This is a genomic window from Pseudomonas sp. NPDC089741 (assembly GCF_044748825.1).
Classification (GTDB): domain Bacteria; phylum Pseudomonadota; class Gammaproteobacteria; order Pseudomonadales; family Pseudomonadaceae; genus Aquipseudomonas; species Aquipseudomonas helmanticensis.
The window spans coordinates 40,612-55,855 of record NZ_JBIVGT010000023.1; the positions used below are offsets into that span (position 1 = coordinate 40,612).

Genomic DNA, 15,244 nt, shown 5'->3' on the forward strand with positions numbered 1-15,244 from the left:
TTTTGCCATGGATCTGCGCTGCGGATTGTTGTTGGGATTGGCCCTGTTGCCAGGTTTGGCGACAGCCGCTGGCAAGTGCGAACGCCTCGTCGTCACCGGCAGCCCGGATGCGCCGCCGTATCTGTGGCAGGATCCGCAAAATCCGAAACAATTGATCGGTGCCAGTGCCGACCTGTTGCAGCAAGTGGCCAAGGATCTCGGCATCAAAGTCGAGTTGCTCTACGCCGGCAAACGCGCGCAAGCCCTCGACGAAGTGCGCAGCGGGCGCATGGACATGCTCGCCGACGCGCCGCTGACCTTCACTGAGCTGGAAAACCTCGACTACATCTATCCGCCGCTGCTGGAAAACGACTACCTGGTTTGGACGCGCAAAGGCTCGACACTGGCCTACAGCGAAGCCAAAGACCTGCACGGCCATGCCGGTGCCTTGTCGGAAAAGTCTCGAATGACCCAGGCATTTGGCACTTTCGCCGAGCAGAATCTGACCCTGACCAAGACAGCCAACCTCACCCTGGCCCTGCAGAAATTGCTCTTGGGCGAAGTGGAATATGTACTCGCCGGGCGTTACTCGGGCATGGCCGCCGCACAGGCGTTGGGCATGGCCAATGATCTGCTGGCGTTCGAACAACCCATCGACCGCCCGGGGTTGTTCCTTGCGGTTTCCCACAACTCGGCCTGCAACGATCCGTGGTTGCGCGGACAGCTAGCCAAAAAGATGACAGAATTGCCCGCGTCCGGACTGACGGAAGCCGCGCTGCAACGCAATATCGAGCGCTGGAAGGCGCAGCAGCAACAGCCGCAACAACCTGTCAGTGCCCCAAAACAGTAGGGATTCTTAGTGAGTATTCGACCTCTTTTCGCGGCTGTGGCCGTTCTGGCCCTGGCCGGTTGCGCAACCGATCCGGCACCGATTGAACAAATGCGTCTGACCGAGCAGGCCATCACCCAGGCCAAGGCCGTCGGCGCCACCGCCGACGAAGTGCCGGAAATGAAACTGGCCGAAACCAAGTACAACCGCGCCAAAGGCAACATGGCTGACGAGTCCTACCGGAACGCGCGCATGCGTTCTGAACAGGCTGAACTCGACGCACGTCTGGCGGAAGCCAAGGTGCTGACGCAGAAAAGCGAAGAACAGGTGAACGTACTCAACACCCGCATCGTCCGACTGCGCAAGCAACTGGGAGATGCCCAATGAGCCTCAAGTCCAAAGCCATCGGTGCGCTGATCCTCGCCGGTTGCGCGAGCCTTTACGGCTGCGCCGGTCAACACAGCGAATCGGCTCTGCAAGAGGCGGGCGCCGACTTCCAGAAGGTCAAGGAAGACTCCAACGTGCTGCGCATCGCGCCGAAAGACGTGATCCGCGCCGGTGAATCCCTGGCCCGTGCCGATCGCTTGTCGACCTATTGGGGCAGCGGTTCGGACGTGGTGCATTACGCCTACCTGAGCCAGCGCTACAGCGAGATCGCGCGCCAGCACACCAATCAGGTGCTCAATGAGGAGCGCGCGGCCAAGCTCGAACTGGAGCGTCAGCGCCTGCAATTGGCCCTGCGTGAATCGAAGCTGCTCAGCGTCCAGCAGCAGGGCAAGTGGCTGGAAGAACAGATCGTCGCGCTGGCCACCACGCAGACTGACCGTGGTCTGGTGATGACCCTGGGTGACGTATTGTTCGACACCGGTGAAGCTGAGCTGAAAAACTCGGCCAACCGCGTGGTGCTGAAGATCGTCCAGTTCCTGCAATTGAATCCGAAACGCGTGGTGCGTATCGAGGGTTACACCGACAGCACCGGCGGCAAGCAGGAAAACCTCAAGCTGTCCCGCGACCGCGCGCAAGCCGTGGCTGACGTGCTGATGGACCTGGGCATCGATGACAAACGCATTCAGGTCGAAGGTTACGGCGATGAATACCCGGTAGACGTCAACGCTTCCGAGCGCGGGCGGGCACAGAACCGTCGGGTGGAAATCGTCTTCTCCGACGAAAAAGGTCAGCTCGGCGCCGCCCGTTAAGCAACGCAAAACCCTGTAGGAGCTGGCGAAGCCTGCGATCTTTTGATCTTGGTTTTAAAAACAAGATCAAAAGATCGCAGCCTCGTTGCACTCGTCAGCTCCTACACGGCTCCTACACGGCTTCTGCAAAGCCCGGCCTGTCATGCAGTTCCGGGCTTTTTTACGTCTGTCGAATAGCTCGCAAATCAGTACAGTCGGGGGCAGACACCGCACTGTATGGTCGACTAAAGTGGTAACTGTCCCAGTACACTTCTAAACTGTTCCGGTATTGTTTCACACAAGAATAAAATGCCCGTGAAATCGAGTGCTGCGTCATGACCAATCTTTTGCTCTACCAACGTATTGCTCAGCAACTGGCCGAAGACATCCGCCGTGGTGTCTATCAACCGGGGGAGCGCGTGCCTTCGGTGCGCAAGATGAGCTCGCAGCTCAACGTCAGCCATGCGACGGTGTTGCAGGCGTATGCCAATCTCGAAGATCAGGGGCTGATTCGGGCACGGCCGCAGTCCGGTTATTACGTGCACCAGACGCCAGCGCTGACGGCGCCGACACCGGACATCGCGCGGGTCGAACGGCCAGGACTGGTCACCCGTAGCAGCATCATTCAGCAGGTTCTGGTCGAATCGCGCCGCGAAGGTGTCTTCCCGCTGGGCGCGGCGGTACCGAGCGTCGATTACTTGCCGGTGCGCGCGCTGCATCAGCAATTGGCCAAGGTCACCCGTTTCCATAGCCCGCGCGCCTTCAGCTATATGTTCAGCCCCGGTTTTGAACCGCTGCGTCGGCAAGTGGCGATTCGCATGCGTGACGCCGGCGTGGTGGTCGACCCCTCGGAGGTGGTGATCACCCACGGTTGTGTCGACGCCTTGCAGATGTCGTTGCGAGTACTCACGCGGCCGGGCGATCTGATCGCTGCGGAATCGCCGACCTATTACGGATTGCTGCAACTGGCTGACCTGCTCGGCCTGAAAGTCATCGAGATCCCCAGCGACCCCGCTACCGGCATGAGCCTCGAAGCCCTGCAACTGGCGGCCAATCAATGGTCGATCAAGGCGTTGGTGTTGACCACGCGCCTGAGCAATCCCTTGGGCGGCACCATGCCCGAAGAGCGGCAAAAGCAGTTGCTGCGCCTGGCCTCGGACTTCGATATCCAGATCGTCGAAGACGATATCTATGGCGAGTTGATGTTCGAGCAGGGTCGCACCAAAGCGCTCAAGGCCTATGACCGACTGGATCGGGTGATCTACTGTTCGAGCTTTTCCAAGACGTTGTCGCCTGGGGTGCGCATCGGCTGGATGATTGCCGGCAAGTATCAGCAGGAAATCCAGCGCTTGCAGACCTTCAGTACGCATTCAGCGTGCAGCGTGACGCAGATGGCCATCGCCGCCTATCTGGAAAACGGTGGCTATGACCGGCATTTACGGTACATCCGCCAGGAATACCGGAAAAACCTCAGCGCCTTTCAATTGGCGGTGCAGCAGTACTTCCCCGAAGGCACGCAAATGTCCCGGCCCACGGGCGGTTTCATCCTCTGGGTGAGTCTGCCAGGAAGGGTCAATACCCAGGAATTACATGTGCGTGCCTTGCAGCAGGGCATCAGCATCGCGCCGGGGTTGATCTTCAGTAATACCGAGCAGTTCAACCACTGCATCCGCCTGAACTGCGGCATTCCATGGAACCGCGAGGCGGAGCGAGCGTTGATGACTCTCGGTCTGCTGGCCACGCAACTGTGTCAGGAAACGGCCGGCGGATTCTGAACGAGCAGAGGGTCATGCTTGTCTTGTGGCGTCCAACAAGCGAGCATATGGCCCTCTGCCGTTAGTCTCGTTGGGTCCATGAAAGCGATTTTTCCTGCCGCCTGGGTTTGCCTCTGCTTGTTGATGCTCGGTCATGCGCCGGCGGTCATGGCCGCCGCAGTTGCCGAAAAGCCGGCAGCGACGACGACAGCCAAGAAAGCGCCGGTCGCAAAAAAAGCTGCCGCGGCGAAGAAAACCCAGCAGAAGGTCGTGAAAAAACGCCCCCCGGTTGCCAGCAAGTCGAAACCTGCCAGCGAAGTGGCGAAAACCCGCCTGCCACCGGCCAGGCTCGATTTGAGCCTGCCCAAGGACATGGTCCAGGAATTGAAACCCAAGGGCACTGTTCAATTGCCCAAGCGCGAGCCGATCCTGCCGCAGATGTTTGGCGAGAAAAACAGCGGGTTTCAGCTCAATGGCCGTTTGCTCAGCAACGAAATGCAGTTGCAACTGCGCAACGAAGAGCGTCGGGAAGTGGAGGGCGCGGCGCTCGATTTCGAATTCAAGCAGTAAATTCGACTCGGCTGCGACCCGCAGACCAGACGCTTTGTCGGAGACTGGTCAGTCACATTCGGATATCGCTAAAAACCCCGGTTCAGGGAATTTTAAACAGCCGTTTTAGCGGTTACTCTGTTCCGCGTCTCTTTAACACATCGCCCGTCGCGAGGAATTGTTCGTCATGAAATGCCGTGAAGGCTGTGGCGCTTGCTGCATTGCCCCGTCCATTAGTTCGCCGATTCCAGGCATGCCTGATGGCAAACCTGCCGGCGAACGTTGCGTGCAACTCTCGGTCGAAAACCTGTGCAGCATTTTCGGCCGCCCCGAGCGCCCGGCAGTCTGTTCGGGGTTTGCCGCCGATGTCGAAGTGTGTGGCGACAGCTCGGAAGAAGCGATCAGATTGCTCGGCTGGTGGGAGCAGATGACGGCGGCGTGATGTGTCTAACGAACGGAACTTCAACAATAAGGAATAAGACTATGGGTTCGCTGCATCGTATCGCTGTGTTGTGTGGTTTGACCGCTGTGCTGGCCACCTCGGTCGCTCAGGCTGAAGACTGGAAGGTTGCCAAGAACGAAGACGGCATCAAGGTCTCCCTGAGCGAAGTGCCGGGTTCGGACTACAAGTCCTATCAGGGCGTCGCGCTGATGAAGACCACCGTCGCCAAACTGCGTGCATTGCAGGAAGACGTCTCCGGCGCCTGCGCCTGGATTCACGAGTGCAAGACCCAGAAACTGCTCAAGCACGAAGGCGCCCAGAGCTGGACTTACACCCAGTTCAACACGCCTTGGCCAGTCACTCCGCGTGATTCGGTACTGCTCGTGACCACCGTCGAAGGTGCTGACGGCAGCCTGACCCGTAACCTCGAAGGTCTGCCCAAGTACATTCCGGAAGAGAAAGGCTTCGTTCGTGTAGCGCAGGTCAAAGGCTTCTGGAAGTTCGTGCCCAAAGGTGATCAGGTCGAAGTGACCTATCAGGTGCACACCGAGCCGGGCGGCAGCGTGCCTTCGATGATTGCCAACAAGTTTGTCGTCGACGCCCCGTTCAACACCCTCAAAGCTTTGAAAGAACGCGCCGAGAAGTAATCTCGCGCTCAAACAAAACGCCCCGATCGATTCGGGGCGTTTTGTTTTGTATCTATATTGTGTTTCCAGATATGCGTTGCACGAAATTTTCACAAAGTGTTCCAGACAATTCGCCCGCGCTGATTGCACGCTGTCCTGGTCTGCCGCTGCACTAAATGAAAGTGTCTGGTGGCGGGGCAGTAATCAATGGCAATGGTGCGAACGATCGTGCAACATTTGCGCACCGCGCACGCCCCGGGGTCTGGAATGACCAATAGAGGGCATGGCGCCGCTGTATTTTTGCAACTTCAACTTCCAATGGGTCCTAAAACGACATGGCAAACCCGGACGCCCTGAATCAGCAGCGATCTTCCAGTCGCCTGCTGCAACCGACCGTCAAATCGCATCTGGCCTACACGCTGTTGTGTGCTCTGGTCATGATGGTGATGTTTTCCGTGCTGCGCCTCGCGCTGCTGGTCTACAACCGCGAGATGATCCTCGACACCCCGGCTTCGACCTTCCTCGAAGCTTTCGCCAATGGCCTGCGTTTCGACCTGCGCCTGGTGGTTTATGTGTGCATTCCGCTGGTGCTGGCGCTGTTCAGTGCCCGCGCCATGGCCGCGCGCGGTTTCTTCCGTCTGTGGCTGACCATCGCCTCGAGCATCGCGCTGTTCCTCGGCCTGATGGAGATGGACTTCTACCGCGAGTTTCACCAGCGCCTCAACGGCCTGGTGTTCCAGTACGTGAAAGAAGACCCGAAAACCGTGATGAGCATGCTCTGGTACGGTTTTCCGGTAGTACGTTATCTGCTGGCGTGGGTCGTCGGCACGGTGATCCTGACCCTGGCGTTCAAAGGCGCCGATCGTGCCACGCGTCCGCGCGGGCCGTTCAGTGGTGGCAGCGTCGGTACCCGTCAGGTTGCGCCGTGGTACACCCGTCTGGCGGTGTTCGTGGTTTGCCTGCTGATCTGCGTGGTTGCCGCGCGTGGCACCCTGCGTCAAGGCCCGCCGCTGCGTTGGGGTGACGTTTACACCACCGAATCGAACTTCGCCAACCAGCTCGGCCTCAATGGCACGCTGTCGCTGATCGCGGCCGCCAAGGACCGCATGGGCGAGGACCGCGACAACATCTGGAAAGCCACACTGCCGCAAGAACAAGCGCAGAAAGTGGTACGCGAGATGCTGGTGATGCCGGACGACAAACTGGTCGATGCCGATATCGCCGCCGTGCGCCGTGACTACACGCCGCCCGCCGACAAGACGCTGCCGATCAAGAACGTCGTGGTGATCCTGATGGAAAGCATGGCCGGTCACTCGGTCGGTGCATTGGGCGCGCCGGGCAACATCACGCCGTACCTGGACAAACTGTCGAAGGAAGGCCTGCTGTTCGACCGCTTCTTCTCCAACGGCACGCACACCCACCAGGGCATGTTCGCGACCATGGCCTGCTTCCCGAACCTGCCGGGCTTCGAATACCTGATGCAGACCCCGGAAGGCAGCCACAAGCTGTCCGGCCTGCCGCAGTTGCTCAGCGCGCGCAAGTATGACGACGTCTACGTGTACAACGGCGACTTCGCCTGGGACAACCAGTCGGGCTTCTTCAGCAATCAGGGCATGACCAACTTCGTCGGCCGTAACGACTTCGTCAACCCGGTGTTCTCCGATCCGACCTGGGGCGTGTCCGACCAGGACATGTTCGACCGTGGTCTGGTCGAGCTGAAGGCGCGGGAAAACGGCAAGCCGTTCTATGCCTTGCTGCAAACCCTGTCCAACCACACGCCGTACGCCTTGCCGACGCCATTGCCGGTCGAGCGCGTGACTGACCGTGGCAGCCTCAACGAACACCTGACGGCCATGCGTTACTCCGACTGGGCACTGGGTCAGTTCTTCGAGAAGGCGCGCAAAGAGCCGTACTTCAAGGAAACCCTGTTCGTCATCGTCGGCGACCACGGTTTCGGTAACGAGCGTCAGATCACCGAAATGGACCTGGGTCGCTTCAACGTGCCGATGCTGATGATCGCGCCGGGCATCCAGGAGAAGTTCGGTACGCGTGACCACACCGTGGGTACGCAGATCGACATCGTGCCGACCATCATGGGTCGCCTCGGTGGCGAAGTGCGCCACCAGTGCTGGGGCCGTGACCTGCTCAACCTGCCGGAAGGCGACACCGGTTTCGGCGTAATCAAGCCGTCGGGCAGCGAGCAGACCACCGCGATCGTTACCGCTGACCAGATCCTGGTGCTGCCGAAAGAGAAGGAAATGGCACCGAAGATCTATCAGTACCAACTGGGCGCCAACCCTTCGGCCGAGATCATCCCGGATGCTCCGCGCACCGCCGAATTGAAACTCAAGCTGGAAGCGTTCCTGCAAACAGCGACCAAGAGTCTGATGGACAACACTGCCGGTGTGGTTAACGGCAAGCCGGACTGATTGCTCCTGCAATAAACTCCGCGCAATAAAAAAGAGGCCCTCAACAGGGCCTCTTTTTTTTGCCGACTAAATCGTTATATGCGGCCGAGTAACAACAGCACCAACAGCACGACCAAGACCACGCCGATAATGCCCGATGGGCCATAACCCCAACTTCTGGAGTGTGGGAAGACCGGCAGACCACCGATCAGCAACAGGATCAGGATAATGATTAGAATTGTGCCCATGTCGATTTCCTTTGTTGATAGTGTTCGAGAAGTCTTGATGTTCAAGGGGCGACTGGAGACTAAGTAATTCCAGACGGCTTACAAATTCCGACTGGCGCGAGTGAAAGAAAATTCAATGTTTTTTTAATGTATTTGGATTGCTCGCTTATTTCCTTTGACGCGAAAGATCAAAAGATCGCAGCCTTCGGCAGCTCCTACAGGAATCGGTGTAGGAGCTGCCGAAGGCTGCGATCTTTTGATCCTCCATTCAGCAACTTGATGGAGCGTGGGCGCGCGCAGAACCTTCGCTACACTCCGCTCAACTTCCCCGGAACAACAAGGCTGTCTGCTATGCAAAATCGCATGATGATCACTGGCGCGGGCTCGGGTTTGGGTCGCGAAATCGCGCTGCGCTGGGCGCGTGAAGGCTGGCAACTGGCTTTGTCCGACGTCAGCGAACCTGGCCTGCAGGAAACCCTGAAAATGGTTCGCGAGGCGGGCGGCGACGGCTTCACTCAGCGCTGCGATGTGCGTGACTACAGCCAGCTCACCGCGTTCGCCCAGGCCTGCGAAGAGAAACTCGGCGGCATCGACATCATCGTCAACAACGCCGGTGTGGCCTCGGGCGGGTTCTTCAGTGAACTGTCGCTGGAAGACTGGGACTGGCAGATCGCGATCAATCTGATGGGCGTGGTCAAAGGCTGCAAGGCGTTCCTGCCATTACTCGAACAGAGCAAAGGCAAGATCATCAACATCGCCTCCATGGCGGCGTTGATGCAAGGGCCGGCGATGAGCAACTACAACGTCGCCAAGGCCGGTGTCGTGGCTTTGTCGGAAAGCCTGTTGATCGAACTGGCGCAGCAGGAAGTCGGTGTGCATGTGGTGTGCCCGTCGTTCTTCCAGACCAACTTGCTCGACTCTTTCCGTGGCCCGACCCCGGCGATGAAAGCGCAGGTCGGCAAGTTGCTGGAAAGCTCGCCAATCACCGCAGCGGATATTGCTGACTACATCTATCAGCAAGTGGCGGCCGGCGAGTTCATGATCCTGCCCCACGAACAAGGGCGCATGGCCTGGGCAATCAAACAGAAGAACCCGCAACTGCTTTACAACGAAATGACCTCGATGGCCGAGAAAATGCGCGCCAAGGCCAAGCAGAACAACGGCTGACCTTGCCCGTTGCCGACGCTGTCGTTAGGGTGGCCGCACTGGTCACCCTGTCGAGACGCACCAATGCTCAATTACCTGTGGTTTTTCCTCGCGGCGCTGTTTGAGATCGCCGGTTGTTTCGCTTTTTACCTGTGGCTGCGCCAAGGCAAAAGTGCCTTGTGGGTGATCCCGGCGCTGCTCAGCCTGACCCTGTTTGCGCTGTTGTTGACGCGTGTCGAAGCGGCGTATGCCGGTCGCGCCTATGCCGCTTACGGCGGCATTTACATCGTTGCTTCGATAGGCTGGCTGGCGGTGGTCGAGCGCGTGCGTCCGTTGGGGTCGGACTGGATCGGCGTGGCGTTGTGCGTCATCGGTGCCAGCGTGATTCTGTTCGGGCCGCGCTTTTCAGCCGCTTGAGGCGAAGGTTGTTTAACGATTTGCAGGAAAGGTCTGAAGGACGTTGCGCAGGGTGATGTAGGGCATTACTGATTTGCCCCGTATGGATTGAACAGCCGCCGCAAGCCGCGCATCTTCAGGGTTCGCTAACCCTGGAGGACGACCCTCATGCTTGTACTCAGCCGTGTTGTCGGTGAGTTGATTTCAATTGGTGACGACATCACCTTGCGCGTACTGTCAGTGAACGGCGCCAGCGTTCGCTTTGGCGTCGAGGCCCCGCCAAAGGTCAACGTGCACCGTGCCGAGGTCTATGAACGGATCCAGCGCAAGCAGGCTGTGGAAAAGGTTCGTTGACGGTTTCAGTCGAACAGATGCTTGGGCACGTCGTGCTTGAGCATCAGTTGGCACTGTTCGCTTTCCGGATCGAAGACGATCAACGCCTGGCCTTTGGTCAATGCCTGGCGCACGCGCAGCACGCGGGTTTCCAGCGGCGTGTCATCGCCATTGTCGGTGCCGTCGCGGGTGACGAAATCTTCGATGAGGCGGGTGAGGGTGTCGACTTCAAGAGCGTCGTAGGGAATGAGCATGGGCACCTCGGCTGAATCAATGTCGGGATGCTACGGCGATTGCCGGTTGGCTGCCAGTTTTGTGTAGTCAGTACCGGCCTCATCGCGAGCAGGCTCACTCCTACATTTGGAATGCGTTCCCCTGTAGGAGTGAGCCTGCTCGCGATAGCGGTATCTCACACAACGGCAATCTAACTGTCGGAACGCTGCCCCACCAAGCTATCCACCGGCGGCACCCGCGTATCGCTCTCCATCTGCGTGTCGTGTTCAATCTGATGACTGAAGCGATCCAGCGAAGCATTCGCCGGCGCTGCATCGCTGGCAAACACCGGCGGACTCAAAATGTAGGCGCCCAACAACCGGCTCAACGCCGCCAGACTGTCGATGTGCGTGCGCTCATAGCCATGGGTTGCATCACAACCAAACGCCAGCAGCGCCGTACGAATATCGTGCCCGGCGGTCACCGCCGAGTGCGCATCGCTGAAGTAGTAGCGAAACAGATCACGTCGCACCGGCAGTTCGTTTTCACCGGCCAGACGCAGCAGATGCCGCGACAGGTGATAGTCGTACGGCCCGCCGGAATCCTGCATCGCCACGCTCACCGCGTGTTCGCTGGAATGCTGCCCCGGCGCGACCGGCGCAATGTCGATGCCGACAAACTCGCTGACATCCCACGGTAAAGCCGCTGCCGCGCCACTGCCGGTTTCCTCGGTGATGGTGAACAGCGGATGGCAATCGATCATCAGTTCCTGGCCACTGTCGACGATGGCTTTGAGTGACGCGAGCAGCGCGGCAACGCCAGCCTTGTCATCCAGATGCCGGGCGCTGATATGGCCGCTTTCGGTGAACTCCGGCAGCGGATCGAACGCCACCACGTCGCCGACGCTGATGCCCAGCGAATCGCAATCGGCTTTGGTCGCGCAGTAGGCGTCCAGACGCAGTTCGACGTGATCCCAGCTGATCGGCATCTCGTCCACTGCTGTGTTGAATGCATGCCCGGACGCCATCAACGGCAAGACACTGCCGCGAATTACGCCGTTGTCGGTGAACAGGCTGACACGGCTGCCCTCGGCGAAGCGGCTCGACCAGCAACCGACTGGCGCGAGGGTCAGGCGGCCGTTGTCTTTGATAGCGCGGACGGCGGCGCCGATGGTGTCGAGGTGCGCCGAAACCGCGCGGTCGGGGCTGTTTTTCTTGCCCTTGAGTGTGGCGCGAATGGTGCCGCGCCGGGTCATTTCAAAGGGAATGCCGAGTTCTTCCAGACGCTCGGCGACGTAGCGCACGATGGTGTCGGTGAAGCCGGTGGGGCTGGGAATGGCGAGCATTTCCAGGAGGACTTTTTGCAGGTAGTTGAGATCCGGTTCGGGGATTTGCGTGGTCATGGAAACTCCTGATGGGTTGAGCACTGATCGTTCCCACGCTCTGCGTGGGAATGTAGCCCGGGACGCTCTGCGTCCCAAAAGCGGACGCAGAGCGTCCAGTGAGGCGTTCCCACGCAGAGCGTGGGAACGATCAGGAAAGGGTTAAATGGCCGGCTGACTGTGCGGAAACAACAAATCGACAAAGCGCTCCGCCGTCGGCTGCGGCTCATGATTGGCCAATCCGGCGCGTTCGTTGGCCTCGATAAACACGTACTCCGGCTGATCCGCCGCCGGCACCATCAAGTCCAGGCCAACCATCGGAATGTCCAGCGCCCGCGCCGCGCGCACAGCGGCATCGACCAGCGTCGGATGCAGAATCGCCGTGACATCCTCCAGCGTCCCACCGGTATGCAGATTCGCCGTGCGCCGCACAAACAGATGCTCGCCGGCCGGCAGAATGCTGCTGTAGTCGTAACCCGCCGCATGCAGAGTGCGCTGGGTTTCGTGGTCCAGCGGAATCTTGCTCTCGCCGCTGGTGGCCGCTTGCCGACGCCGGCTCTGCGCCTCGATCAACGCGCCAATCGAATGCTGACCATCGCCAACCACTTCCGCAGGCTTGCGAATCGCTGCCGCGACCACTTCGAAACCGATCACCACAATCCGTAGATCGAGGCCTTCGTGGAAGCTTTCCAACAGCACGCGGCTGTCGAATTGCTTGGCCGCTTCGATCGCCTGTTGCACCTCTTCGATGCTCTGCAAATCCACGGCAACGCCCTGGCCCTGTTCACCGTCGAGCGGCTTGACCACCAGTCGTTGATGCTCGTCGAGGAACGCCAGGTTGTCGTCGGCATTGCCGGCCAGTTGCTGCGACGGCAGATTCAGGCCAGCGCCTTTGAGCACCTTGTGCGTCAGGCTTTTGTCCTGACACAAACTCATGCTGATCGCGCTGGTCAGGTCGCTCAGCGATTCCCGGCAGCGCACGCGGCGTCCACCATGGCTGAGAGTGAACAGGCCGGCGTCGGCGTCATCGACCTGCACATCGATGCCGCGTCGATGCGCTTCTTCAACGATGATCCGCGCATACGGATTGAACTGCGCCTCCGGGCCGGGGCCAAGAAACAGCGGCTGATTGATGCCGTTCTTGCGCTTGATGGCAAAGGTCGACAGGTTGCGGAAACCGAGCTTGGCGTAAAGACTTTTCGCCTGCCGGTTGTCGTGCAATACCGACAGGTCCAGATAGCTCAACCCGCGACTCATGAAGTGTTCGACCAAGTGCCGCACCAGCACTTCACCGACACCCGGCCGCGAACACTGCGGGTCAACCGCCAGGCACCACAGGCTGCTGCCGTTTTCCGGATCGTTGAAGGCCTTGTGATGATTCAGGCCCATGACGCTGCCGATCACCGCGCCGCTGTCTTCGTCCTCGGCCAGCCAGTACACCGGGCCGCCCTGATGATGCGGGGTCAGCAGCGTGGCATCGATCGGCAACATGCCGCGTGCCGAATACAGCTGATTGATTGCCTGCCAGTCCGCCTCGCTTTGCGCGCGACGAATCCGGAAGCCACGAAACACCCGCGTGGCCTGGCGGTAATCGCTGAACCACAGGCGCAAGGTGTCGGAGGGATCAAGGAACAACTGCGTCGGTTCCAGCCCGAGAATCTGCTGCGGCGCGGCAACGTACAAAGCGATATCGCGCTCGCCGGGTTGCTCGTTGAGCAGTTCCTGCGCCAGCGAGGCCGGATCGGGAAAGGTATGGCCGATCAACAACCGGCCCCAGCCGCAATGCACCGCAATCGGGTCGGCGGCCAAGGCGCTGCCGTCTTCGGCCAGACGTGCCTGCAAGCGTTCGTAGGACGGCGTCTGGCCGCGAATCAGGCGTTGGTTGATGGCCGTGGCGTGAGGTTTCATCGATCAGATTCCTTGTTCACTGAGCCACAGGTTCAGGGCCGCCAGTTGCCACAGTTTCGAACCGCGCAACGGCGTCAGTTGGCCTTGCGGATCAGTCAGCAGTTTGTCGAGCATGGCCGGGTTGAACAGGCCGCGATCCTGACTCGGATCGAGCAGCAGTTCGCGCACCCAGTTCAGCGTGTCGCCTTGCAAATGCTTGAGGCCAGGCACCGGGAAGTAGCCTTTCTTGCGGTCGATCACTTCGCTAGGAATCACTCGACGCGCGGCTTCTTTCAAGACTTGTTTACCGCCATCGGGCAGCTTGAATTGGCCTGGCACGCGGGCAGACAGTTCAACCAGTCGATAGTCGAGAAACGGCGTACGCGCCTCCAGGCCCCAGGCCATGGTCATGTTGTCGACGCGTTTGACCGGGTCGTCGACCAGCATCACCGTGCTGTCCAGACGCAGGGCTTTGTCCACCGCCGCATCGGCGCCGGGCTGGGCGAAATGTTCTTTGACGAAGTCGCCGGCCGCGTCATTCGCAGTCAGCCACTTCGGTTGTACGGTGGCGGCGTAGTCGTCGTAGCTGCGATCGAAAAACGCGTTGCGATAAGCCGCGTAAGGATCGGCGGCGCCATCGACTTGCGGATACCAGTGATAACCGGCGAACAGCTCATCGGCGCCTTGGCCGCTCTGCACAACCTTGCAATGCTTGGCCACTTCACGCGACAGCAAATAGAAGGCGATGCAGTCGTGGCTGACCATCGGCTCGCTCATCGCACGGAACGCGGCGGGCAGTTGCTCGATGATTTCTTTCTCGTCGATGCGCAGTTGGTGATGCTGCGTGCCGTAATGCTTGGCGATCAGATCGGAATACTGGAACTCGTCGCCGCGCTCGCCGCCGGCATCCTGAAAACCGATGGAGAAGGTCGAGAGGTTCTCGACGCCGACTTCACGCAACAGGCCGACGAGCATGCTCGAATCGACACCGCCGGACAGCAGCACGCCAACATCGACTGCCGCGCGTTGACGAATCGCCACCGCCTCGCGAGTGCTGTCGAGGACGCGATCGACCCAGTCTTCCAGCGTCAGATTTTTCTCGTCATCGTGCGGGCCGTAGGGCAGCGTCCACCAGGTTTTCTGCTCGGTTGTGCCGTCGGCTTCAACGCGCATCCAGGTGGCTGGCGGCAGCTTTTCAATGCCCGCCAGCAGGGTGCGCGGCGCCGGAACCACGGCATGGAAATTCAGGTAGTGATTGAGCGCCACCGGATCGAGGATCGGGTTGATGTCGCCACCCTTGAGCAGCGCCGGCAGGGCGGAAGCGAAGCGCAAACGCTGACCAGTGCGCGACAGGTAGAGCGGCTTTACGCCGAGACGGTCGCGGGCGATGAACAGCCGCTTGGCATCGCGCTCCCAAATGGCAAACGCAAACATGCCGTTGAGTTTCGGCAGCAGCGCTTCGCCCCAGGCGTGGTAGCCCTTGAGCAACACTTCGGTGTCGCCACCGGAATAAAAGGCATAACCGAGCGCTTCGAGCTCGGCGCGCAATTCGGGGAAGTTGTAGATCGCGCCGTTGAAGGCCAGCGACAGGCCCAGTTGGCTGTCGATCATCGGCTGCGCCGAACCGTCCGACAGGTCCATGATTTTCAGGCGACGATGGCCCAGGGCAATCGGCCCTTGGGCATGAAAGCCCCACGCGTCGGGGCCGCGAGGCGCCAGGTGATGGGTGATTCGCTCGATGGCTGCAAGGTCTGCAGGTTGTTGATCAAAACGTAACTCGCCAGCTAATCCGCACATAAAATCCTTACCGGTTTTTCCGTTGGGGAGGGTGTTTCTTCAGCGGCCGACATGGCCGGTACTCAGAAACTGACCCGGTGCGGTTGTGGGAGTTTTAGAACG

General features: G+C 59.7%; 16 protein-coding genes. 11 read left to right on the plus strand and 5 right to left on the minus strand.

All coding sequences use genetic code 11. The annotated features are described in order from the left end of the window. Nucleotides 1–7 precede the first annotated feature (7 nt). The 8 genes from ACIPZE_RS20100 (at nucleotide 8) to ACIPZE_RS20135 (ending at nucleotide 7,783) form a co-directional block, all read left to right on the plus strand. A complete protein-coding gene (locus ACIPZE_RS20100; protein WP_129394989.1) occupies nucleotides 8–829 on the plus strand; it encodes an ABC transporter substrate-binding protein in 822 nt (273 codons plus the stop codon). A 9-nt stretch (nucleotides 830–838) separates the two neighbouring features. Beyond that, the gene (locus tag ACIPZE_RS20105) at nucleotides 839–1,195 is read left to right on the plus strand and encodes a DUF4398 domain-containing protein (RefSeq protein ID WP_038364424.1); all 357 of its coding nucleotides are present in this window, start codon (nucleotides 839–841) and stop codon (nucleotides 1,193–1,195) included. Then, nucleotides 1,192–2,004 carry an OmpA family protein gene (locus ACIPZE_RS20110; RefSeq protein WP_400774835.1) on the plus strand — a complete coding sequence of 271 codons (813 nt, stop codon included), beginning with the start codon at nucleotides 1,192–1,194 and terminating at the stop codon, nucleotides 2,002–2,004. The genes ACIPZE_RS20105 and ACIPZE_RS20110 overlap by 4 nt, the downstream gene beginning before the upstream one ends. Nucleotides 2,005–2,318: 314 nt before the next feature. Beyond that, nucleotides 2,319–3,758, plus strand: coding sequence for a PLP-dependent aminotransferase family protein (locus tag ACIPZE_RS20115; RefSeq protein WP_064391472.1), 1,440 nt, complete (start codon nucleotides 2,319–2,321; stop codon nucleotides 3,756–3,758). Nucleotides 3,759–3,836: 78 nt separating this feature from the next. Beyond that, nucleotides 3,837–4,307, plus strand: coding sequence for a translation initiation factor 2 (locus tag ACIPZE_RS20120; RefSeq protein ID WP_129394987.1), 471 nt, complete (start codon nucleotides 3,837–3,839; stop codon nucleotides 4,305–4,307). 166 nt (nucleotides 4,308–4,473) lie between these two features. Then, nucleotides 4,474–4,728, plus strand: a complete 255-nt coding sequence (locus tag ACIPZE_RS20125; protein ID WP_283438961.1) for a YkgJ family cysteine cluster protein — start codon at nucleotides 4,474–4,476, stop codon at nucleotides 4,726–4,728. Between the two features lie 41 nt (nucleotides 4,729–4,769). Beyond that, entirely contained in the window at nucleotides 4,770–5,375 is a 606-nt protein-coding gene (locus tag ACIPZE_RS20130; protein ID WP_129394985.1) for an START domain-containing protein, read from the plus strand. 314 nt (nucleotides 5,376–5,689) lie between these two features. After that, nucleotides 5,690–7,783, plus strand: coding sequence for an LTA synthase family protein (locus ACIPZE_RS20135; protein WP_129394984.1), 2,094 nt, complete (start codon nucleotides 5,690–5,692; stop codon nucleotides 7,781–7,783). A gap of 74 nt (nucleotides 7,784–7,857) precedes the next feature. On the opposite strand, the gene ACIPZE_RS20140 is transcribed toward ACIPZE_RS20135, so the two are convergent. Beyond that, nucleotides 7,858–8,016, minus strand: a complete 159-nt coding sequence (locus ACIPZE_RS20140; protein WP_169432680.1) for a DUF3309 family protein — start codon at nucleotides 8,014–8,016, stop codon at nucleotides 7,858–7,860. A gap of 324 nt (nucleotides 8,017–8,340) precedes the next feature. Here ACIPZE_RS20140 and ACIPZE_RS20145 point away from each other — a divergent pair, with 324 nt between their 5' ends. The 3 genes from ACIPZE_RS20145 (at nucleotide 8,341) to csrA (ending at nucleotide 9,885) form a co-directional block, all read left to right on the plus strand. After that, a complete protein-coding gene (locus ACIPZE_RS20145) occupies nucleotides 8,341–9,156 on the plus strand; it encodes an SDR family oxidoreductase (RefSeq protein WP_095120542.1) in 816 nt (271 codons plus the stop codon). A 63-nt stretch (nucleotides 9,157–9,219) separates the two neighbouring features. Beyond that, the gene (locus ACIPZE_RS20150; protein WP_129394983.1) at nucleotides 9,220–9,552 is read left to right on the plus strand and encodes a YnfA family protein; all 333 of its coding nucleotides are present in this window, start codon (nucleotides 9,220–9,222) and stop codon (nucleotides 9,550–9,552) included. Between the two features lie 147 nt (nucleotides 9,553–9,699). Next, nucleotides 9,700–9,885 carry a carbon storage regulator CsrA gene (gene csrA, locus ACIPZE_RS20155; protein WP_122661663.1) on the plus strand — a complete coding sequence of 62 codons (186 nt, stop codon included), beginning with the start codon at nucleotides 9,700–9,702 and terminating at the stop codon, nucleotides 9,883–9,885. A 5-nt stretch (nucleotides 9,886–9,890) separates the two neighbouring features. On the opposite strand, the gene ACIPZE_RS20160 is transcribed toward csrA, so the two are convergent. The 4 genes from ACIPZE_RS20160 to ACIPZE_RS20175 all read right to left on the minus strand — a co-directional run bounded on the left by ACIPZE_RS20160 (nucleotide 9,891) and on the right by ACIPZE_RS20175 (nucleotide 15,142). Further along, nucleotides 9,891–10,118: a YheU family protein gene (locus ACIPZE_RS20160; protein WP_003192759.1), complete on the minus strand. Its 228-nt coding sequence runs from the start codon at nucleotides 10,116–10,118 to the stop codon at nucleotides 9,891–9,893. Between the two features lie 170 nt (nucleotides 10,119–10,288). After that, entirely contained in the window at nucleotides 10,289–11,479 is a 1,191-nt protein-coding gene (locus tag ACIPZE_RS20165) for an osmoprotectant NAGGN system M42 family peptidase (protein WP_283438959.1), read from the minus strand. 141 nt (nucleotides 11,480–11,620) lie between these two features. Then, the gene (gene ngg / locus ACIPZE_RS20170; protein ID WP_400774842.1) at nucleotides 11,621–13,366 is read right to left on the minus strand and encodes an N-acetylglutaminylglutamine synthetase; all 1,746 of its coding nucleotides are present in this window, start codon (nucleotides 13,364–13,366) and stop codon (nucleotides 11,621–11,623) included. A 3-nt stretch (nucleotides 13,367–13,369) separates the two neighbouring features. Further along, nucleotides 13,370–15,142, minus strand: a complete 1,773-nt coding sequence (locus ACIPZE_RS20175) for an N-acetylglutaminylglutamine amidotransferase (RefSeq protein WP_311882360.1) — start codon at nucleotides 15,140–15,142, stop codon at nucleotides 13,370–13,372. Between the last annotated feature and the right edge of the window lie 102 nt (nucleotides 15,143–15,244).